This window comes from Kitasatospora sp. NPDC092286 (assembly GCF_044755565.1).
Taxonomy (GTDB): domain Bacteria; phylum Actinomycetota; class Actinomycetes; order Streptomycetales; family Streptomycetaceae; genus Kitasatospora.
Map to the genome: position 1 here is coordinate 45,255 of NZ_JBIVRD010000025.1, position 19,523 is coordinate 64,777.

Annotated in this window: 20 protein-coding genes; 8 read left to right on the forward strand and 12 right to left on the reverse strand. The window is 73.7% G+C overall.

Annotated features, from left to right (window positions below):
• Positions 1-119 precede the first annotated feature (119 nt).
• The gene (fxlM, locus tag ACIQIB_RS24375; protein ID WP_400760583.1) at positions 120-1,325 is read left to right on the forward strand and encodes a methyltransferase, FxLD system; all 1,206 of its coding nucleotides are present in this window, start codon (positions 120-122) and stop codon (positions 1,323-1,325) included.
• A 261-nt stretch (positions 1,326-1,586) separates the two neighbouring features.
• On the opposite strand, the gene ACIQIB_RS24380 is transcribed toward fxlM, so the two are convergent.
• Positions 1,587-2,012, reverse strand: a complete 426-nt coding sequence (locus tag ACIQIB_RS24380) for a hypothetical protein (protein ID WP_400760585.1) — start codon at positions 2,010-2,012, stop codon at positions 1,587-1,589.
• 218 nt (positions 2,013-2,230) lie between these two features.
• Here ACIQIB_RS24380 and ACIQIB_RS24385 point away from each other — a divergent pair, with 218 nt between their 5' ends.
• Entirely contained in the window at positions 2,231-2,680 is a 450-nt protein-coding gene (locus ACIQIB_RS24385) for a MarR family transcriptional regulator (protein WP_363609288.1), read from the forward strand.
• Here the strand turns inward: ACIQIB_RS24385 and ACIQIB_RS24390 are convergent.
• The 5 genes from ACIQIB_RS24390 to ACIQIB_RS24410 all read right to left on the reverse strand — a co-directional run bounded on the left by ACIQIB_RS24390 (position 2,677) and on the right by ACIQIB_RS24410 (position 8,032).
• Positions 2,677-3,303, reverse strand: a complete 627-nt coding sequence (locus ACIQIB_RS24390; RefSeq protein ID WP_363609286.1) for a cysteine hydrolase — start codon at positions 3,301-3,303, stop codon at positions 2,677-2,679. The genes ACIQIB_RS24385 and ACIQIB_RS24390 overlap by 4 nt on opposite strands.
• Before the next feature lie 57 nt (positions 3,304-3,360).
• A complete protein-coding gene (locus ACIQIB_RS24395) occupies positions 3,361-4,794 on the reverse strand; it encodes an MFS transporter (protein WP_400760587.1) in 1,434 nt (477 codons plus the stop codon).
• A gap of 162 nt (positions 4,795-4,956) precedes the next feature.
• Complete coding sequence (locus ACIQIB_RS24400) at positions 4,957-6,012, reverse strand: type III polyketide synthase (protein ID WP_363609282.1); 1,056 nt, start codon at positions 6,010-6,012, stop codon at positions 4,957-4,959.
• Between the two features lie 315 nt (positions 6,013-6,327).
• Positions 6,328-7,533 carry a cytochrome P450 gene (locus ACIQIB_RS24405; protein ID WP_363609280.1) on the reverse strand — a complete coding sequence of 402 codons (1,206 nt, stop codon included), beginning with the start codon at positions 7,531-7,533 and terminating at the stop codon, positions 6,328-6,330.
• 343 nt (positions 7,534-7,876) lie between these two features.
• Positions 7,877-8,032 (reverse strand): DUF6131 family protein, encoded by a 156-nt coding sequence (locus ACIQIB_RS24410; protein ID WP_363609278.1) that lies wholly within the window; start codon positions 8,030-8,032, stop codon positions 7,877-7,879.
• A gap of 194 nt (positions 8,033-8,226) precedes the next feature.
• Here ACIQIB_RS24410 and ACIQIB_RS24415 point away from each other — a divergent pair, with 194 nt between their 5' ends.
• The 6 genes from ACIQIB_RS24415 to ACIQIB_RS24440 all read left to right on the forward strand — a co-directional run bounded on the left by ACIQIB_RS24415 (position 8,227) and on the right by ACIQIB_RS24440 (position 13,377).
• On the forward strand, positions 8,227-8,751 hold the full coding sequence (locus ACIQIB_RS24415; protein ID WP_363609276.1) for a GNAT family protein: 525 nt from the start codon (positions 8,227-8,229) through the stop codon (positions 8,749-8,751).
• A 136-nt stretch (positions 8,752-8,887) separates the two neighbouring features.
• The gene (locus ACIQIB_RS24420) at positions 8,888-9,352 is read left to right on the forward strand and encodes a hypothetical protein (protein ID WP_363609274.1); all 465 of its coding nucleotides are present in this window, start codon (positions 8,888-8,890) and stop codon (positions 9,350-9,352) included.
• Positions 9,339-10,244, forward strand: coding sequence for a class F sortase (locus ACIQIB_RS24425; protein ID WP_400658023.1), 906 nt, complete (start codon positions 9,339-9,341; stop codon positions 10,242-10,244). Before ACIQIB_RS24420 ends, ACIQIB_RS24425 begins: the two co-directional genes overlap by 14 nt.
• A 141-nt stretch (positions 10,245-10,385) precedes the next feature.
• Positions 10,386-11,237 (forward strand): hypothetical protein, encoded by an 852-nt coding sequence (locus tag ACIQIB_RS24430; protein ID WP_400760591.1) that lies wholly within the window; start codon positions 10,386-10,388, stop codon positions 11,235-11,237.
• Positions 11,234-12,061, forward strand: a complete 828-nt coding sequence (locus ACIQIB_RS24435; protein ID WP_363609269.1) for a response regulator transcription factor — start codon at positions 11,234-11,236, stop codon at positions 12,059-12,061. Before ACIQIB_RS24430 ends, ACIQIB_RS24435 begins: the two co-directional genes overlap by 4 nt.
• On the forward strand, positions 12,058-13,377 hold the full coding sequence (locus ACIQIB_RS24440; protein WP_400760594.1) for an ATP-binding protein: 1,320 nt from the start codon (positions 12,058-12,060) through the stop codon (positions 13,375-13,377). The genes ACIQIB_RS24435 and ACIQIB_RS24440 overlap by 4 nt, the downstream gene beginning before the upstream one ends.
• A 23-nt stretch (positions 13,378-13,400) precedes the next feature.
• Here the strand turns inward: ACIQIB_RS24440 and ACIQIB_RS24445 are convergent, their stop codons facing one another.
• The 6 genes from ACIQIB_RS24445 to panD form a co-directional block, all read right to left on the reverse strand.
• Positions 13,401-14,204, reverse strand: a complete 804-nt coding sequence (locus ACIQIB_RS24445) for a thioesterase family protein (protein WP_400760596.1) — start codon at positions 14,202-14,204, stop codon at positions 13,401-13,403.
• Positions 14,205-14,354: 150 nt separating this feature from the next.
• The gene (locus tag ACIQIB_RS24450; RefSeq protein ID WP_400760598.1) at positions 14,355-15,266 is read right to left on the reverse strand and encodes a VOC family protein; all 912 of its coding nucleotides are present in this window, start codon (positions 15,264-15,266) and stop codon (positions 14,355-14,357) included.
• A gap of 51 nt (positions 15,267-15,317) precedes the next feature.
• Positions 15,318-16,640 (reverse strand): hypothetical protein, encoded by a 1,323-nt coding sequence (locus ACIQIB_RS24455; RefSeq protein ID WP_363609262.1) that lies wholly within the window; start codon positions 16,638-16,640, stop codon positions 15,318-15,320.
• A complete protein-coding gene (locus tag ACIQIB_RS24460) occupies positions 16,637-17,791 on the reverse strand; it encodes an NAD(P)/FAD-dependent oxidoreductase (RefSeq protein WP_400760600.1) in 1,155 nt (384 codons plus the stop codon). The genes ACIQIB_RS24455 and ACIQIB_RS24460 overlap by 4 nt, the downstream gene beginning before the upstream one ends.
• Positions 17,788-19,125 (reverse strand): SidA/IucD/PvdA family monooxygenase, encoded by a 1,338-nt coding sequence (locus ACIQIB_RS24465; protein WP_363609258.1) that lies wholly within the window; start codon positions 19,123-19,125, stop codon positions 17,788-17,790. Before ACIQIB_RS24465 ends, ACIQIB_RS24460 begins: the two co-directional genes overlap by 4 nt.
• Before the next feature lie 3 nt (positions 19,126-19,128).
• Positions 19,129-19,497 (reverse strand): aspartate 1-decarboxylase, encoded by a 369-nt coding sequence (panD, locus tag ACIQIB_RS24470; RefSeq protein WP_363609256.1) that lies wholly within the window; start codon positions 19,495-19,497, stop codon positions 19,129-19,131.
• Positions 19,498-19,523 lie beyond the last annotated feature (26 nt).

Here is a 19,523-nt window from a genome sequence, read left to right on the forward strand (position 1 = left end):
CCCTTCAGGCGTCGCGTATCCGCCCGCAAGGCCTGGCGCCCTGGCTAGCGTCCTCGCTGAGCACCGCGCCGAGCCGGGCTGCCGCAAGCACCAACCTCCCGACAGAAACAGGTAATCGGATGACTGCCATTGATGACTCACCGGCCCGCGATCCCGACGTGCTACGCGCGAGCATGGTCCGTGCACTCCGTGACCAGGACGGGATCAAGTCCGAGCCCGTCGCCGCCGCCTTCGCGGCAGTGCCCCGTCACCGGTTCGCGCCGGACGCGCCCGTGGAGGTCGTCTACGACCTGCACCGCACCGTGCCGGTCAAGAGGGACGAGAACGGCCTGGAGCTCAGCGTCATGTCCGCGGCCCACCTCCAGGCCGTGATGCTGGAGCAGGCCGGCGTCGAACCCGGCATGAAGGTCCTGGAAATCGGCTCCGGCGGCGTCAACGCCGCCTATCTGCAGGAACTCGTCGGCAAGCAGGGCGAGGTCACCACCGTCGACATCGACCGCGATGTCATCGACCGGGCCCGGCGGTGCCTGGACGGCGCCGGATACCCGCAGGTGCGGACGGTCCTGGCCGACGGTGAGAGCGGTGTGCCCGACGGCGCCCCGTACGACCGGATCATGGTGACGGCGGCCGCGTGGGACGTCCCCCCGTCGTGGATCCGTGGGCTGACGGCGGCCGGGCGCCTCGTCGTGCCGCTGACACTGTGCGGCACGACCCGCTCGATCGCCTTCGACCGCGACGGCGACGGCCTGGTCAGCCGTTCGTACAGCCTGGCCCGATTCGTGCCCATGCAGGGCGAAGGGGCAGCCGAGGAACGCAAGGCGATGCTGCGGGAGGGCGTGGCCTTGCAGACCGACGACGTACGGGTGCCGCTCAACGCCCAGGCGCTGAACGGCGTACTGGATACGCCCAGGCTGGAACGCTGGTCCGGAGCGGCGTACGACCTGCCCGACGAACTGGAGCTGTACCTCACGCTCAACCTTTCGAGCCCGGCCCGCCTGCACGCTGCCAACGACGTGGTGGAGCGCGGCGTGGTGGAGGCGTCCGCGCTATTCGGGGTGCCCGCCCTGGTGAGCGAGGACAGCATCGCCTACCGCACCCGCCGCGAAAACGAGGACACCGGCGGCTTCGAGAGCGGCGTGATCGCCCACGGGCCCGAGGCCGAAACGCTCGCGGACGAGTACGTAACGCTGCTGCGGCGTTGGGCCCACGACCACCGCCACCGGGGAGCCGCAACCTTCCGCTACCTGCCGGGCCCCGCGCCCACCCCCCTGCCCCAGAACGCCGTCCTGCGACGCCACGGCATCGTCACGGCGACCTGGCACTGAGACTCCCGGGCCCCGTCTCGGGGCCCGGTCACCCGCCTCCTCCGGTCCGAACGCCGCTGCCTCGAAGCCGAGTTCGCGCAGTGGCTCCCCGAAGCCTCGGCCCGCGTCCGCCAGCGCGTCCTGGAGGCCGTCGCCGCCCGCGCCGCCGTCTCCCGCATCGTCGACGGCCGTGGCCACCCTCGACCCCGTCCGCCGGCGGGCCGCCGGATGGACCTACCGGGCCCTCGGGCGGCCCTGACGGCCGAAAGTGCGGGCCCGGTATCACAGGCTGAAGCGCGGGCCGGTCTTGCCGGTGAACGGGAAGAGCGGATAGCCCTCCAGGCACGCGCTGTCCGGCGGGAAGTACGGCCAGTCCATGCCGATCCGGTACACCAGGGTCAGCAGGACGGCGGCGGCGAAGGGCGCGAGCCACCTGGTGGCCCGCCCGCCCGGGAGGGGCCGCCTCCGCAGGGCGAGTTGGAGGAGAAACAGCAGCAGGGTCATGCAGAGCCAGACCGCAGGCATCGTCATCATCTGCAGCCCGATGTTGTTGCTGAAGTTGTTTCCGAGCGGGCAGCCCGCCCACGACCTGACGGTCCACACCGTGCCGACGCACACACCGACGCCCGAGAGGGCGGGAGCCAGCAGGTACCACCCGCACCCCGGCGCGGAGGAAGCCGACGCGCCCCGTGCCTGTGACTCCCGCATCCCCTTGCCTCCCCGCCGACAACCACCGCGCCAGAAGTCGGACCGGCCGACTTCTGGCGCTGCCACCGAGCTCACCTTCAGCCGTGTTGACCGAAGAAACGATCACTTCGGTTCCCGAGATTTCGCCACGGTCGCGTGACCGGTCGAGAGGCCGGCCGGGTGGGCACCCGGGTCGCGGCCCTGCTCAGGCGGCCTGGGCCCTGTCCTATGCTGGCCCGGTGAGTAGCGAACCGGTTCCGCCCGAGGGCACCGCCGTCGAGCTGATGCGGGCCATGACGCGGTTGCGGGCACGGCTGCGCACCGAGGCCCCGATCGACGACCTGCCGTGGAACTGGTCCCACCTGACCACCCTGCACCGGATCGTGCAGAACGGTCCGATGACCGCGAGCGAGCTCGCCCAGGCCGAGCACGTCCGGCGGCAGTCGATGGCGGAGACGCTGGCCGCGCTCCGCGACGGCGGGCTGGTCGCCACCGCCAAGGATCCGAACGACGGGCGCAAGTCCCTGGTCAGCGCGACCCGTGCCGGGCAGGAGCTGTGCGAGCGGATCCCGGCGGCGCGGGAGGCCTGGCTGTCCGGCGCGATCGGCTCCATGCTCCGGGCCGAGGAGCGCAGGACGCTCCAGCGGGCTGCGGAGATCATGAACCGGCTGGCGGACTCCGAACGCTAAACCGGCTCAGCGGCCGTGCTCAGTGCGGCGAGTTCCGCGGTGGCGACGACCTCGGCCTGGCGCGGGAAGACCTTCTCGGTGAGCACCCGGTGCACCTCCGGGTCGGGGTCGGCGGTGGCGTCGGCCAGCACGAAGAGGCGGTAGTCCTCGTCGGCCGCCTGCCGAAGGGTCGACAGCACCACGCCACTGGTGGAGAGCCCGGCGAGCACCAGGGTGTCCACACCCCGCGCGCCCAGCTCGGCGCGCAGATCGGTGTCGCCGGCGAACGCGCTGAACCGGATCTTGCGCACGGCCAGGTCCTGCTCCCGGATCTCCAGGGACGGGTGCACCGCCGTCGTGGAGGTGCCGTCAGTGAGGGATCCGGCCGCGGCGACCTGGGCGAAGGTCTTGTTGCGGGCGGGCACGGCAGCGGCGTCCTCCTCGGTGAGCGCGACGCGTACGAAGACGACCTGCACACCGTGGGTGCGGGCCCAGGCCAGCGCCTCGCCCGCGCGGGCGAGCACACCCTCCGGGTCGGGGACGGCGCCCAGCACGAGGGGCTGGAAGTCCATCAGCAACAACGCGGTACGGGCCGGGTCCATTGCCGCGGCGGTGTTCGCGGCGGCGGTCATGTCGGTGGTCATCTCGGTGAACCTGCTTTCTCTTGGCACTGCGGGATTCGGGCCCTGGCCGGTGCGGAGTCAATCCGCCTGCTGCCGGTCGGCCCGGGCCAGCCGACGGTCGCACACGGTCAGGACGAGGACGAGGACGGCGATCAGTACCAGCACCCACGCGATGTGGTGCAGCCCGCTGTCGTCCACGCCGCGGTGGAAGGCGGTGCCGGTGATCGCGGCCGAGGCGATGGACCCGACGTAGCCGAAGGTGCGGAGCAGTCCGGAGGCGGTGCCGACCGTGGCGGCGGGGGCCTCCTGGTAGAGGACGGTCTGGTTGGCGACCGACCCGGCGCCGGAGGTCAGGCCGAACACCGCGCTCGCGGCGACGACCGCGGCCATCGGGGTGCCGCCGTCCACGAAGAGCACGGCCCCCGCCCCGACGAGCAGCAGCACCGCGCAGGCGATCAGCGGCAACCGCACCCCCGCCCGCCGCGACACCACCCGGGCGGTCAGCGCGGACAGCACGCCCATCGGCAGCAGGACCAGCCCGGCCTGGTAGGCGGACAGCCCGCGGGCGGCCTCCAGCCACTGGGTGAGTCCGTACAGGATCACGTACGTGCCCAGCAGCGTCAGGCCGTTGCGCACATAGGTGCGGGTCAGGGCGCCGTTGGCGGCGAGCAGGCGGACGTCGAGGAACGGGTGGCGGGCGCGCAGCTCCCACCCGGTGAGTGCCGCGGCGAGAAGGAGGGTGGCGGCGAGCGCCGGCCAGTCCGGGCGCGGCAGGGCGGAGAGGAGGACCACCAGGGCGGTGAGCACGCCGCCGAAGCCCACCATGCCGAGCAGGTCGAGGCGGGTGGCCAGGGCGCGCACCGATCCGGTACGCACGGGAGCGGGGTCCGGCGCGATCCCGGCCAGCGCCAGGACGAGGGCCACCGCCGCGAACGGGATGTTGATCCAGAAGGCGGTCTGCCAGCCGAACGACCCGACCAGTAACCCGCCGATGGCGGGGCCGACGGCGACGGTGGCGGATCCGGTGACCGCCAGGCCGCCGAGCACCCCGCGCGGGGGGCCGTCCTGGCCGGCGCCCTGTGCGCGGCGGCGGATCAGCAGCATCGCGGACGGGTAGCCCGCCGAGGTGCCCGCGCCGATCAGCACCCGGGCGCCGATCAGCGCCGGCAGCGAGTGGGCCAGCGACCCGACGACCCCGGCCGCGAGCACCAGCACGATGCCCGCGAGGAATACCCGGCGGGGCCCGAACACCTCGGCGAGACGCCCGGCGGCGGGCTGGGCCAGCGCACTGGTGAGGTAGAGGCAGGAGATCAGGATCGCGGTGTCCCCGACGGGGATGTGCAGGGCCGCGGCAAGCGGGACCAGCGCCGTCGCGATGATCGAGCTGTTGACCGGATTGAGCGCGGCCCCCAGGTACAGCGGTGCCACGAAGCGCCTGCCGAAGGGATCGCCCACGGCCGGACCGCCCCCGACCGCTCGCTGCGGAACACTGGTGTCACCGGCGACAGACACGACACGACTCCGTCCTCCGGGACCTCCGCGACAGGCGGGCCCACCGTGGAGATCCCGGCGGAAGTAGGCAGGCCACCTGACAAAGATTAGCAGGTAGCCTGCCTACTTGTGGAGTGGTGACCCCGTGGAGGACGCCGGGGCCGCGCCTCCGGAGCGGGCGGCCTAGCTGCCGGGGGCCGACCAGGTGCCGAGGGCGATTTCGGCGGTGATGCCGGGGCCGAAGCCGGCGAGCAGGCCGCGGTGGCCTTCGAAGGCGGACTGTTCGTCGAACATGCGGGACAGGGCGTCGAGGACGACGGCGCTGGCGATGTTGCCGTACTCGGTGAGCGTGGCGCGGCTGAAGCGGAACGCCTCGCGCGGCACGTCGAGGAAGCGGCTGAGGTCGTCCAGGATCCGGGGGCCGCCCGCGTGGACGATGTAGAAGTCGAGCTTGCCGACGTTCCAGTGGTGTTCCTCCGCGAGGGCGCGCAGGGCCGGGCTGAGGTCCTCCATCGTGCCCGGTACCCGCTTGTCGAGCAGGAAGTGGAAGCCGGTGGAGCGGACGGCGTAGGAGATCCAGTCCTCGGTATTGGGGATGAGGTAGGAGCCGTTGCGTTCCAGACGGACCCCGTGGCCGCCGGTGCCCTTGACCACGGCGGCGGCGATTCCGTCCCCGAACAGGCCGTTGGACAGGAGTGAGCCCACGCCGAGGTCGGTGGGCTGGTAGCACAGCGAGCAGAACTCGCAGGCCACGATCAGCACATTGTCGTCGGGGTGGGCGGTGCAGTAGTCGTGGGCGCGGTTGATCGCCGCACCGCCTGCCGCGCAGCCGAGTTGGGCGATGGGTATCTGGCGGGTCTGCGGGCGGAAGCCCATCTTGTTGATGAGCCAGGCCGTCAGGGCGGGCATCATGAAGCCCGTGCAGGACACATAAATAATCAAGTCGATCTGCGTCGGCTCGAGTTGAGCGGTCTCCAGGGCGCGGGAGACCACGGCGGGCACGCGGGCCTTGGACTGGGCTTCGTAGACGGTGCTGCGCTCGTCGAGTCCGGGGTGGCGCAGGACCGTCTCGATGGGCTGGATCAGGTGCCGCTTCTGTACACCGGTGTGCTCGATCAGGCGCAGGGCCAGGTCGAGTTGGGGGTGGCCGCGGTGGATCCTGCGGGCGAGTTCGAGGGTTTCCTCGTTGGTGATGACGTATTCGGGGACGGCGATCGCCGGTTTGCACAGAACTGCCATGAGATGTCCTCCTGGCGGACGATTGTCCCGGCGCGGCCCTGACCGCTTCCGGTGTCCACCGATGGGCGGAAGCCGCTGCGGAGGTACGCTGCGCGGCCGCGCCTGTGCGTGGTGGACCTCGCGTGAGCCGAGGGGCGGAGGGCCGGCCGTCCGGAGGGCCGCGTTCCCGTCGTACGGGCCGTCTGTGCCGCGGTGGGGCCGGTCCTGGGCACCTTAGTCAATCTACGGGAGACGGCTCGCGGACGCATGCCGGGCGGCATGCGTCCGCGAGTTCGGCGCGCACCCCCGGGCGCGGTGCGCCCGGGGGTGCGGCCGTCACCAGACGACGGGGAGGGCAAGGGGGTACCGCCAGATCGAGGTGGTGTTCCACTGCACCTCGTCGGCGGGCTTCGCCAGCGCGAGGCGGGGGAAGCGCTCCAGGAGCGTTCCGATGGCGACCTCCAGTTCGGCGGTCGCGAGCGGGGCACCGAGGCAGTGGTGGGCGCCCCAGCCGAAGGTCATGTGGGGCGGGCTGGTGCGTTCGAAGTCCAGCTCGTCGGGCCGGTCGAACTTGCGGCCGTCGCGGTTGGCGGTCAGGTAGGAGACGTGCACGATGTCGCCCGCCCGGATGGTCACCCCGCCCAGCTCGACGTCCTCCAGGGCCGTTCGGGGGATGCCGACGCCCTTGCGGAAGGGGATGAAGCGCAGCAGCTCCTGGAGGGCCTGCGGGAGCATCTCGGGCCGCTCGCGCAGCAGGGCGAGCTCGTCGGGCCGGGTGAGGAGGGCGTAGGCGAGGTTGCCGATCTCGTAGGTCGTGGTGTCCTGGCCGGTGATCAGCAGAACCATGGCCATGACGGTCAGTTCCTTGTCGTCCAGGACCATGTCGCCGTCCCGGGCCGTGGCCAGCGCGCTGATCAGGTCCTCGCCGGGGTCGCGGCGCCGCCGCGCGGTCAGTTCGGCGAAGTAGGCGCGCAGGTCGGACTTGGCCCGTACCGCGTCGGGGCGGTTCTGGGCCGTGACGTTCATCATCGTCCGGGCGTGGGCGCGCAGTTGCGGGCTGTCGGCCTCGGGGATCTCCAGGACCTCGCAGATCGTGATCAGCGGCAGCGGGTGGGCGAGGTGCTCCATGAGGTCGGCCGGGTGGCCCTGTTGAGCCATCCGGTCCAGCAGCCCGTCCACCACGTGCTGGGTGCGGGCGCGCATCCGCTCGATGCGTTCGGGCTGGAACGCCTTGGACACCAGGCTTCGCAGCCGGCTGCTGTCCGGCGGGTCCATGACGTTGATCGCCTCGGCCTGGACGATCGGCTCGGGGGTCATCCGGGGGAAGTCCTTGCCGATGACGCCGGCGCGGCTGAAACGCCGGTCGGTGGTCACGGTGCGAACGTCGTCGTAGCCGGTGACCAGCCACGCCTCCCCTTCGCCGTAGGGCAGTCGGATTCGGGAGACTGACTCCTGTGTCTGGAGCTCCCTGAGGGTCGGGTCGAACTCGAGGGCGTCGGCGAAGTCGAAGGGGCACGTGCGCGCGTTGGAGCCGGTGGTCATGCGGATCTCCAGGACATGGTTCGGAGGGCCGGATTATGTGGGGGTGGGGCTGGGGGGTGAACGGGACACGGGTACCCGACCGGCGGCCCGCGTATACCGGATGAGGCCCGCAGCGGCCGGTAATTCATCCGTGCTGATCAGTCGTGGCGGCCGGGCCCGGCGTGTCGCCCGTGTTGCCCGTGTCGGCGTGTCGCCCGTGTCGCGTGGCGCCGGGGCGGGGGCACCCTGGGGCGCCCCCGCCCCGTCCGGGGAGCGGAGCCCTTTCAGAACAGCCGTGTGCCGCAGGCTGCCACCACGCTCACCGACCGTGACCGGTCGCGGTTCCGTGCCCGCGTCGGGTCACTCACCAGTAGTGGTGGCGGCCTCCCACCGCGTGCCCCACGGAACCGAGAATCCACAGGGCCAGCCCGATGACGGCCAGGATGATTCCGATCGTCCACAGGATGGAGATGTGGGCGACGAAGCCAATGATGAGCAGAATCACTCCGAGAATAATCACGGTGACCTCCAGATTCGGTAAGGCCCCCTCCGCTTAACTCTGCTTCCCACTGGTCGCACTGGCAAACGAATCGCCGACGATCACTGACCGTGGTCGTGCCGGCCGCTACCCGGTGTCGACGGGTGCCGGGGTGCCCGGCAGCCGGTGGAGATGAGGCGGGAGCCCTTCCGGCACCCGCCCGTTACAGTGCCGGGATGAGTGATGAACCGGTGATACTCCGCCCTCTCTCCGAGGCCGATCTGGTGACCGTCGAACAACTCCTGCTCGACCCGGAGGCGGTGGGGCCGCTCCAGTGGTTCGGGTGGTCGGACCCGGGCCGAAGCCGGCGGCGGTGGGCGGAGAACGGCCTGCTGGGGGAGGACATTTCAGTGCTCGCGGTGGTCGTCGCGGGGGAGCTGTGCGGCTTCGTCCAGTGGCGCCGGGCGGGGCTCGTGCCCGCGTCCTCGTACTGGGTCATCGGCATCCAGCTGCTCCCGCGGGCCCGCGGCCGGGGGATCGGCACCGAGGCCCAACGCCTCCTGGCGGACTACCTGTTCGCGCATTCGCCGGTGGTCCGGCTGGAGGCGGACACCGAGGTCGTCAACCTCGCCGAGCGGCGCGCGCTGGAGAAGTGCGGCTTCACCGAGGAGGGCGTGCTGCGCAGCCTGGTGTTCCGCGACGGGCAGTGGCGCGACATCGTCCGCTACAGCCTGCTGCGTTCGGACCGTGCCGAGCGCTGACCCCACGGTCGTTACGCAGCCGATGGGTGGCCGTGACACGACCGGCCGGGGACCGCGACACGGCCCTCCTACCGTCGCTGTCAACGCACCGGCCGCACCGGCCGGGCCGCGTCCGCGACGAAGGAAGAGACACCGTATGAGCAGGAGCCGTACCCACCGCTCGCCCGCCCGCCGGGTCCTGGCCGTCTGTGCCCTGACCGGGGCCGCGCTGATGACCGCCGTCACCGGCGGAAACGCATGGGCCGACGGAGCCCCCGCCCCGGCTGCCCCGAGCGTCGCCGGCGTCTCGGCCCCGGCTGCCCCGAGCGCGGCCCCCACCGCCGCACCGGCCGGCGGGACTCCCACCGCCACGCCCACCCGCCCGACCCCCGCCACCCCCGCCGCCGCGCCCGCCGGCGGGACCCCCACCGCCACGCCCACCGCCGGTGGCACCGGGCCCCAGGTCCGGGAGGTGCCCGCGGGTGCCGCCCAGGCCGGTGACGGATCCGGTTCGACCTCCGTCTCCGGCCCGCTGCTGGTCGGCGGCGGCACCGTCGCGGCCCTCGGCGCCGGTGCGCTGGGCTTCGCCCTGCTGCGCCGCGGCTCCGGTGCGCGCGGCTGACACCGGCCCCGGGTCCAACGGGCACCCCGGCGCCGCTCCCCCGCACCTGGCCAGGCAGGGGAGCGGCGCCGGGGTCCCGCCGGAGAGCGGGAGACCCGGCGCCGACGACACGGCCGCATCCGGCGACCGGGGCGCCCGGGCGACCGGCCGCCGCCACGCGCGCGGCAGCGGCCACCGGCGGTCCCGCACCGCCGGACCCGGCCCGAGCGCACTGCGGCGGAGCGCCTTCGGTGCCGCAGGTCTGCTCTGCCTGGTGGTCGGTGCCTCCGTGGCGCTGTCCGGCCAGCGCACCCCGGTGGTGCGCATCGAGCCCTCGGTGCACGGCGGCGCGGACACCCCGGCGAAGGCCACGGGGCCCGCGGCGAACCCGGTGTCCGGGCCCGCCCCGGCCTCCGCTGCCCCGGCCACCGCTCCGCGACCCTTCGCGGCCTCGGTGCCGACCCGCCTGCTGATCCCGGCCGCCGGGGTGGACGCCCCGGTGACCAGCCTCGGCCTGAACGCCGACGGGACGGTCGAGGTGCCGCCGGCCGACCGGGCCGGGGAGACCGGCTGGTACCGCAACGGCCCGACCCCGGGGGAGACCGGCCCCGCCGTCCTCATCGGGCACTACGACACCGTGCACGGCCCGGCGGTCTTCCACGGTCTGCCGAAACTGCGGCCGGGCGAGCTGATCCAGGTGCGGCGCGCGGACGGAAGCACGGTGGACTTCAGGGTCCGCACGCTGCTGCAGGCCGCCAAGGACCGCTTCCCGACCCAGACGGTCTACGGTGACACCCCGACGCCTACGCTCAGGCTCATCACCTGTGGCGGGCGGATCGGCTCGGACGGCCACTGGACCGACAACATCATCGTCCTGGCGGACCTGGCCGGTCCGGACGGCGCGTCCGGCTGAGGCGGCCGGGCGGGTGCCGGTGGTTCCGCCCGGCAACCCGCCCGGGCGGAACCACCGACAGCCGTCCACGCGACCTACTACCGGGGCGGGTACGGAGCGGACCCGGCGCATCGCCGCAGACCAGGAGGATGAGCACCGACCGTGGCACCGTTTACTCCCCGCCGCCGGACCGGCGCCGTGTCGGCGGCCGGACTCGCCGTCCTCATCGCCATCGCCGCCCTCGTGGCCATGGCGGTCGGCCGTGTCACCCCCGGCGGGCTGCAGGACCACGGCGCGTCCCAGCCGGTGACACCGCCGCTGAAGCCCCAGCCGCTCTGGCCCGGCCTGGATGCCTCCCCGTCGCCGGCCTCACCCGCCACCGCCACCGCTCAGCCGACGCCGCGCCCCGTCCCCGACGTGACCGTCCCCGGGAACGACATCACCGCGGTCGACGTCCGCTCCGTCCTCGCCAAGGACCCCATGGTGGGCCCGGAGGAGCGGCGCGCCCTCGACTCCTGCCCCGAGTGCAAGGTCCGCAGCCCCGAGTACCGCGACCTCACCGGTGACGGGCGCTCCGAGCTGCTCGTCGCCGTCGCCACCCCCGGGGCGGTGGTACTGCACGTCTACACCCTGGCCGACGACCGGGTCCTGTCCGTCCTCCAGGTCACGGCACGGGAGGGGTTCAGCGCCGAGACCGTCGGCTGCGACCTGTGGCTGTACGAGCTGACCACCGCCTCCGCCCGGACCAGCAGCCACTACCACTGGGACGGGGTCCGGCTCGGCCTGGTGGAGCAGAAGGTCGAGGGCATCGTCCCGGTGCCCGGCGACGGCACCGGACAGACGGGCCCCTCCGCCGGCGTGACCGGACCGGCGGTCAGCCCCGGCATGGGCGTCAGCCGCACCCCCGGGGCGGCCGGCGAGGCCAGCCCCGTCCCTCCCGGACCGGCCCCCGGCACCCCCACGAGCCGTCCAACCGCCCGACCGACCCCGGCGCTCTCGGAAGCGAAGCCATGAACCCCGCAGCCGCACCCACCCACCCGCACATCCTGATCGTCGAGGACGACGAGGTGATCCGGGAGGCCACCCGGATGGCCCTGGAGCGCTACGGCTTCCCGGTCTCCACCGCCGCCGACGGGCTGGAAGGGCTGGAGGCGTTCCACGCCGTCCGCCCCGATCTGCTGCTGCTGGACGTCATGCTGCCGCTCCTCGACGGGGTCGGCCTCTGCCGCCGGATCCGCGAGGAGAGCCAGCTCCCGATCCTGATGATGTCGGCGCGCACCGATCCGGTCGACGTGGTGTCCGGCCTGGAGGCCGGTGCGGACGACTACGTGGTCAAGCCGTTCGAGAGCGCGGTGCTGGTCGCCCGGATCCGGACGGTGCTGCGCCGGGTCCGCGTGGTCCCGGCGGCCGAGACCCCGCCGCCCGCCGCGGACGCCCCGCCGGCCCTCGCGCCGGTTCCCGTGCGGGCCGTTCCGACGGGCCCGACCGCCCCGACCGCCCCGGCCGTGCAGACGGCCCCGACCGTTCCGGCCGCACCGGCGCCGCGGACCGTGCGCAGCTTCGACGGGATGGAGGTGGACACCGAGAGCATGGAGGTACGGGTGCACGGCCGGCTCGTCCCGCTGACCCCGACCGAGCTGCGGCTGCTGCTGGAGTTCACCGCCGCGCCCGGCATCGTGCTGGAGCGCTCCGTCCTGTTGGAGCGGGTCTGGGACTACGACTGGGGCGCCGACACCCGGGTGGTGGACGTCCACGTGCAGCGGCTGCGCGCCAAGATCGGCGCCGGCCGGATCGAGACCGTCCGCGGGTTCGGCTACAAGCTGCGGCGCTCGGCATGACCCTGCGCCGCCAGATCGCCACCGCCGTCGCCGCCATCTCCGTCCTGGTCGCCGTGGCCGTCGGCCTGCTGGTCCACCAGGCGATGATCCGCCAGCACGTCGACCAGGCCCGGGCCTCCGCGCTGACCGCGCTGGACTCGGCGCTGGGCGCCTACGCGCGCGACGGCAAGGTCGCCGGCCTGGACGACCCGGCGCTGCCGCCCCGGCTGCGCGCCCTCGTGGCGGACGGCCGGCGGGGATCGCTGCTGGCCGGCGGTCCGCAGGGCGAGGCGATGTGGGCGGCCGGCCCGGTCCAGGGCGGAGTGGTCTCCGTCCGGGTCGACTTCGAGCCGGACCGGGCGGCGATCGCCGACCTGGACCGGATCATCCTGATCACCGTCGTCGCGTCGGTCTTCACGACGGTGCTGGTCGGGGTGCTGGTCGCGGACCGGATCAGCCGCCGGCTGCGCACTGCGGCGACGGCCGCCCGGGGGATCGCCGCCGGGCGCACGGACACCCGGATCGGAGAGCTGGTCGACGGGCGGGACGAGGTGGCCGACCTCGCGGCGGCCGTCGACCTGATGTCGCGGGCGCTGCACCGCCGACTGGAGGACGAGCAGCAGTTCACCGCGGACGTCGCCCACGAGCTGCGGACCCCGCTGACCGGGCTGGTCACCGCGGCCGAGCTGCTGCCGCCGGGCCGGCCCACCCAGCTCGTCCAGAACCGGGTGCAGGTGCTGCGTTCGCTGGTCGAGGACCTGCTGGAGGTGTCCCGGCTGGACGCGAACGTCGAGACGCCGTACCTGTCGGCCGTGCCGCTGGACCGGGCGGTGCGCCGTACCGTCACGCTCACCGGCCTGGACGTGGAGGTCGAGGTGGCGCCGGGCGCCGCCGACACGTCGGTCCGCACCGATCTGCGCCGGCTGGACCGCATCCTGGGCAATCTGCTCGTCAACGCCGACCGGCACGGCGGCGGTCCGGTCCGGCTGGGCGTGGACGGACTGCGGATCACCGTCCGCGACCACGGGCCCGGTTTCCCGGACGACCTGTTGCGGCACGGGCCCAAGCGCTTCCGGACGAGCGTGCGCGAGCGTGGGCGCGGCCACGGCCTGGGCCTGACGATAGCCACCGGCCATGCGCGGGTGATCGGCGCGGCCCTGACGTTCGCCAACCACCCGGACGGCGGCGCGGTGGCCACCCTGGTGCTGCCGCCCACGGTGACACCCGGCCAGGATGACGACCGGGCCGACGGACCGGCAGGCGACTCGACCGGCGGCCCGGCGCACGGCCCGGGCCAGGACGCCGGGGAGAAGCGGGGCGAGCGGCCGGCCCCCTGACGAGGGCGGCCCGGGCTCCCGCGTCAGCGGTCGGCGACGAGCAGGGTCTGGAGGATCCGGCCGCAGTCGCCGGCCGCGTCGTCGAGGCGGCCGGAGGCCAGGCCTGAGCCGTCCGGGCTGGCGGCCGTGGCGGCGGTCAGATGGAGCCAGGCGCCGACCGGGTCGCGGTGGAGGGCCAGCGTGACATCGGTGTTGATGACGAGCCGGCCCACGTGGTCGAGCTCGAAGGCGACCGCCCAGTTGCTGTCGGCGAGGGTGAGGGCGCGGGTCAGCGGGGTGTCCGGCTCGCCGTCGACGAGGGGGATCCGCTGCCGGGCCCACACTGTGCCGGGGCCGGGGGTGTCGAAGCCGCCGCCGGGCGGGAAGCGCCACTCCATCGCCGAGACGTACCCGCCGAGGTGCGCGCCGGCCATGACGGGCGGCGGCTGCGGGCCCGGAAGCGACGGTGGGGCCGTCTCCGGGCGGAGCGGCGGGGTCTCCCGCGGGCTCGCGGCGATGCGCCACGCCCGGGCCAGCAGGACGGGCCGACCGCCGGAGGTGAGCTCACCCTCCAGGAGTTCGGCGCGGCCGCCGGAGCGGATGGCGCGGACCTCGACCTGGAGGTCGCCGACGGGCACCGGGCGGGGGATCTCCAGCGTGATGCGGGCGATCCGGAAGCCCTCCCGCGCCCCGTGCCGTTCCAGGGCGCGGCCGAGCAGGGCGGACGGGGGGCCCGCGTGCTGCGCCTTCGGACTCCACGGCCCCGCCGTGGCGGCCGTGCTCTCGTAGCGCCCGTGGCCCACGGCCCGGTAGAAGGACCCGGGCAACTCCGCCGAATCCGGCGTCATCCGCCGACTCCCCTCATCGAGATCCACGAGAAGGTATACCGGTCGTCCGGGCCCGGCCGGGAGTGGCCCGGCCGCCATTCTCCCGCGCGGTTTCGGACGGAGGGCGGGTCAGGACCAGGCGGAGCCGCAGCCGTTCCGGGCCGGAGCCGGTCATGCCCGGTACGCGGTGGGCGGGCCGGCCCAGATCTCGGCCGACTCCCCACCGGGGAGCGGCACGACCGGGCGGCCGTCCACGCCGGAGCCCGGGCGGATGGCGGCGCCCGCCCGGGCGGCCGCCGCCTCGACCGACGGCGCCAGCAGGGCGAACGGGACCGGCGACGCGTCCTCGTGGGCGGCCTCGTCCGAGCCGACCAGCAGCAGGTTGCCCACGATCGCGAATCCGGCGCCGCCCGCCCGGCCCGGGGCGGGCGGCACGGCACCGGTCGCGGCCGCCGTCCCCGGAGTCGCCGACAGCGTCTCCGGGGCCGTCGCCGACGTCGTCTCCAGCGCCGTCTCGTAGAACCGGACGGCCCCGCCGAGCGAAGCGGCCGGCACGGCCCGCCGGACCAGGAGGCGCACGCCCCCGCCCCCGGGCCCGACTTGGCGAGGTACGGGCCGCTCCCCGGGCCGGGGCCGGTGCTCGACCAGCTCGGCGAGCGAGCCGTCCGGGTAACGCACCCGGGCCCGCGCGCCGGGCACGATCGCCTCGCGGGGCTCCAGCACGGTCGTGCCGGTGCGGCCCAGCAGGTCGAGCTGGCCGGCCAGCGAGGGCACGATCAGCGAGTACGCCGTCCGCCGCTGGACGGGGGTGAACGGCCGCTCGCTCGCGATCAGCAGAACGGTGCCCACGGCGGCCAGTTCGAGGCCGCCGAAGTCGGGGATCGGCATCCGCAGATCCGCGCGCACCCCGAGCAGCCGCTCGTAGAACGCGATCCGGTCGTCGAGGTCGGCCAGGTCGATCAGCGACCGGGCGAGCAGGCGTGGCCGGTCCAGGACGGACGAGTCGGGGGTGGTCCGGAACCAGCGCTCCGAGAGCCCGGGCGGGCCGGAGAGGCCGGACGGTGATGCGGTGCTTCCTGTCATGATGCTGTGCTCCCTCTTCCGACTGGGCTGTGATTCCCGTTCACCCGGCGGCTACCACCGCTGCGCCCGCAGCCCCCACGCGGCGAACTCGTCGGTGACGAGCCGGCGCAGGGACTCGGTGCCGCCGAAGTGGTCGGGCATCCCGGTGACGGTCACGGTCACCCGCTCGCCCGACCGCACCATGCACAGTGAGGCGCGCAGGGCGGCCTTCTCCGGCACCAGGCCCGGTACGTTCATCGTGCGCAGGGCGACGCTGTCCGCCTGTTCGCCGGCGAAGCGCGCCGCGGCCTCCGGTACGACGCCGAAGTTGGACGCGACGACGTCGGTCTGCTGCGCCCCGGGCGCCTTGAGACGGTCGGCGTACCGGCGGGGCAGCAGGTGCCACAGCGGCTCCGGCACGAGTGTGCCGCTGTGCTCGCCGGACTCCCGCAGGGTGGCCTTGGTGCTCCGGCGGGTCTGCCGCAGGTCCTCGTGCTGGGGTGCGCCCGCCGGGACCTCCAGCGGGACGACGACGAGGGCGTTGGCGCGGGCGTCGCCGTCCGGCCGACGCAGGTTCATCGGGATGCCGACCCTGACCGACGCGCGGTCGGCCAGCGGCACCCTGGCGCGGACCAGGTTGGCGGCGATCTCCACGAACAGGCTGTTCGCGGTGCCGCCGTACGCCGTCGCCCGTTCCTCCCACGACGCGGCGTCGAGGGTGAAGAGCGCGGTGGTGAAGAACCTGGGCTCCGAAGTCGCCTCGCTCCGGGGGGACTTCGCCGGGCCGGCCAGTGCCGACCTGATCCGGTCGAACTCCTGACGATTCGTCAGGACGCGTTCCGCCAGGGCGACCGAACCGGCGACGGCGAGTGCGCCCTGCTCCAGCAGCTCGCCGAGGTCCTCGCCGATCGGGCCGCCCGCCGGGGTGCCCCGGCGGGCGGCCGGGGAATCCCGCCGGTCGAGCGCGGTGAACACCCCGAGCCCGTCGGAGCGGAAGTGCGGCACGGTCAGTGACAGCAGCGTGCCGTTCCCGTACCGGGCGGCCGCGAGGCGCCACAGCGCGGTCGAGTCGGCCGGGAGCGGGGCGCGGACCTGCTCGTCGAGCCAGTCCGTCACCGTGTCGTCGGTCAGCCGCCCCGGGTACTCCCGCAGGGGTTCCCCGTTGTGCGCGCCGACCCACTTCCGCCGGGCCCCGGGCACCAGGGCCGGTACCGGCCGGCGGCTGAGCCTGCCGCGGTCCAGCCGCTCCCACTCCTCGCGCAGCGCGGCCGGGGACAGCTCGACCGGGAACCGCCAGAGGACCTGGACGATCCGGGAGGACCCGAGCTCCCGTTCGGCGCTGTAGAGCATCTCGTCGGTGGAGTTGAGGCGTGCGGTGGCCTCCCGGTGCGTCATGCGATCACCTCGCGGATCCGGGCCGCCGTGTGCCGTCCGACGGCCGGGGCCAGTTTGAAGCCGCCGCCGTTCCACCCGGTGGCGGTGACCAGCCCGTACGGCTCCGGCCAGACGGTCACGGCGCCCTTCCCGCCGGGCCCGAGGACGTCGTAGGCGGTGACCCCGCCGGTGGCGTCCGCGTCGGCCAGCGGCGGCCGGCGGTGCCGGACGACCTCGCGGATGCGCCGCTGTTCGGCGATCGGCACCCCCGCGGTCACGGTCGGCGGGACGTCGCACGCCGACGACGACACACCGGCCAGCACGCCGGTGCCGGAGTTCCAGCGGCGCAGCCAGGCACCCGTCGTCGAGTCGACGACGGTCGGCAACCCGTACGGCCCGCCGGGGCCTGCGCCGTGGACTGCGCCGGGGCCTGTGCCCGGACCCGCGCCGGGGCGGCCGCGCGGGGTGAAGACGCAGTAGCTCACCGCCCGTGTGCGCAAAGGCAGTTCCACGCCCGCCGTCCGTGCGAGCCCGGTGCTGTGGACCCCGGCGGCGAGCAGGACCGCGCGCGCCGACACGAGCCCGGCCGTGGTGCGGACGCCGGTCACCCGCCCGCGCGAGGTCACCACCTCGGTGGCCCGTGCCGAGCCGAGGAAGGTGACGCCGTCGGCGTCCCCGAGCATCGCCTCGGCGACCTCCCGCGCCGGCAGCCAGCCGGCGCGCGGCTCGTACACCCCGACGAAGTCCTCGGGCACGGTCAGACCGGGGAACGCGGCGGTGATCTCCGGTGCGGAGAGGACCAGCGCGGTGTGCCCGGCGGCCAGGACCTGGTCCGCGCCCGCCAGCGCGCGTTCGGTGCCGTCGGCGTCGAACAGCACCAGGCTGCCGTCCTCGCGCACCGCGGGCCAGCGGCCGCTCGGGCCCCGCCGCAGGTAGCAGGAGAGTCCCTCGGCCGCCCAGGGGTGGCCGTCGGTGCCGGCGGCGGGGTCGAACGCGCGGATCAGCCCGCCGGAGGCGCCGGTCGCCCCGCCCGCGACCCCGTGTTCGTCGATCACGACCACGGACAGCCGGTGCGCGGCGAGGCGTTCGGCGGTTGCCAGGCCGATGATGCCGCCGCCGACGATGACGACGTCGGCGGCGGCATCAACGGTGGTACGGGTGCCCGTGGTCACCGAACGGCCTCGACGGGGAGGCGTTCCGGGCCGGTGGGCTCACCCGGCTTGCCCAGGATGGACTCGGCGATGTCGGTCGACCGGGCGGACAGCACCGCCAGGGCTCCCGCGTCGCCCATGCCGTGGCTCGCCTCGCACAGGCCGTTGAGGTACAGCCGGAGCGGACGCGGCTGGTACGTCTGCCCGGTGACGGGCACTGAGTAGTCGCGTGCCACGTCCAGCAGCCCGTGCTCGTTGACGGCGAGCCGGTCGGCCACCTCTTCCAGCAGGGGGTGGCGCCGTTCGTCGTCCGGGCCCTCGCCGAAGTCGCGGAAGCCCGTCGCCAGGACGACGAGGTCGGCGTCGTAGGCGCTCTCCGTCCCGTAGTTGACGTCCCGCACCGTGAGCCGGTTCGCCGTGCCCTGGGCGTGCGGGGTGACCTGGACCACCTCGGAGTACGGCATGAGCCGGAACCGGTCCGAGCCGGTGATCTCGTACTCGTGCTGCACGCCCGCGAGCCGGTCGATCACGTCCTGGTCGCAGGCCGCGTAGTTGATCGACCTGAGCTCCCGCCGGATGCGGTTCTTGGCCTCGTTCGGAAGCGGGTAGAAGTAGTCGATGAAGTCGGGCAGGAAGACCCGCCGGCTGTACGGGCTGGTGTCCTTCAGCCGGAACCCGATGCCCCGCTGGAGCGACACCACCTGGTGGACCTCGGGCCGGTCGAGGAGGTCGAGCACGATCTCGATCGCGCTCTGGCTCGCACCGACCACCACCACCCGCAGCCCCTTGCCGGTCTGGCGCCGCAGGGAGCTGAGGTACCTGGTGGAGTGGAACACGGTGGGCCCCAGGCTCCGTTGGAACGGGGCCGGGATCCGGGGCGAGCGGCCCGTACCCACGGCGACGGTCTCGCCGAAGTACTGCCGTCCGCCGGCCGTCTCCACCCGGAACACCTCCCGGCCGCCGAGGTCCACCAGGGAGAGCCGGGTCGCCGACTGCCCGTAGTCGACCGACCCGCGGAACGAGTCGGCGACCCACCGGAGGTAGCCGGCGTACTCCCGCCGCAGCGGGAACTTGCTGTTGAGATGCAGGTAGTCGGTCAGCCGGCCCTGGCCGGCGAGGTAGTTGACGAAGGTGTACGGACTGCCCGTGTTGCGCGGCATCACCAGGTCACGGAAGGGGTTGTTCTGGATGTCGGCCCCGGGCAGCAGTTGCTCGCTCTGCCACTGGAAGCCGTCGGCCCGCTCGATGAACCGGGTCGTGCCGCTGTAGCCGAACTCCTCCAGGGTCACCGCCAGCGCGAGGTTGGCGGGCCCGAAGCCGATCCCGAGGACTGAGTGGATCTGCTGGTCTGCCATGGGTCACGCGCCGGCCGGGGCCGTTTCGAGCACCCGGTTCTGGTCGTCCACGTGGACGACGCGGGGCTCGTGCTTCTCCACCTCGTCATCGCTGAGCTGCCCGTACGCGATGATGATGACCTTGTCGCCGGTCGCCACGAGCCGCGCGGCGGCGCCGTTCACGATCACCTCGTTGGCGCCGGGGGCGCCGAGGATGGTGTAGGTCTCGAACCGCGCGCCGTTGTTGATGTTGACGACGTGCACCAGCTCGTGGATGCCGATGTCGGCGGTGTCCAGCAGCTCCGGCGAGATCGTGATCGACCCGATGTAGTTCAGGTTGCTGTCGGTGACGGTGGCACGGTGGATCTTCGAACGCATGAAGGTACGCAGCATGTCGGTATCCCTGTCTGGATTCATTC

Excerpts from the sequence above, each read along its gene's own strand:
- fxlM (WP_400760583.1), top strand. The coding sequence starts at position 120 with ATGACTGCCATTGATGACTCACCGGCCCGCGATCCCGACGTGCTACGC.
- ACIQIB_RS24380 (WP_400760585.1), bottom strand. The coding sequence starts at position 2,012 with ATGCGGGAGTCACAGGCACGGGGCGCGTCGGCTTCCTCCGCGCCGGGG.
- ACIQIB_RS24390 (WP_363609286.1), bottom strand. The coding sequence starts at position 3,303 with ATGACCACCGACATGACCGCCGCCGCGAACACCGCCGCGGCAATGGAC.
- ACIQIB_RS24400 (WP_363609282.1), bottom strand. The coding sequence starts at position 6,012 with ATGGCAGTTCTGTGCAAACCGGCGATCGCCGTCCCCGAATACGTCATC.
- ACIQIB_RS24405 (WP_363609280.1), bottom strand. The coding sequence starts at position 7,533 with ATGACCACCGGCTCCAACGCGCGCACGTGCCCCTTCGACTTCGCCGAC.
- ACIQIB_RS24415 (WP_363609276.1), top strand. The coding sequence starts at position 8,227 with ATGAGTGATGAACCGGTGATACTCCGCCCTCTCTCCGAGGCCGATCTG.
- ACIQIB_RS24420 (WP_363609274.1), top strand. The coding sequence starts at position 8,888 with ATGAGCAGGAGCCGTACCCACCGCTCGCCCGCCCGCCGGGTCCTGGCC.
- ACIQIB_RS24435 (WP_363609269.1), top strand. The coding sequence starts at position 11,234 with ATGAACCCCGCAGCCGCACCCACCCACCCGCACATCCTGATCGTCGAG.
- ACIQIB_RS24440 (WP_400760594.1), top strand. The coding sequence starts at position 12,058 with ATGACCCTGCGCCGCCAGATCGCCACCGCCGTCGCCGCCATCTCCGTC.
- ACIQIB_RS24445 (WP_400760596.1), bottom strand. The coding sequence starts at position 14,204 with ATGACGCCGGATTCGGCGGAGTTGCCCGGGTCCTTCTACCGGGCCGTG.
- ACIQIB_RS24450 (WP_400760598.1), bottom strand. The coding sequence starts at position 15,266 with ATGACAGGAAGCACCGCATCACCGTCCGGCCTCTCCGGCCCGCCCGGG.
- ACIQIB_RS24455 (WP_363609262.1), bottom strand. The coding sequence starts at position 16,640 with ATGACGCACCGGGAGGCCACCGCACGCCTCAACTCCACCGACGAGATG.
- ACIQIB_RS24465 (WP_363609258.1), bottom strand. The coding sequence starts at position 19,125 with ATGGCAGACCAGCAGATCCACTCAGTCCTCGGGATCGGCTTCGGGCCC.
- panD (WP_363609256.1), bottom strand. The coding sequence starts at position 19,497 with ATGCTGCGTACCTTCATGCGTTCGAAGATCCACCGTGCCACCGTCACC.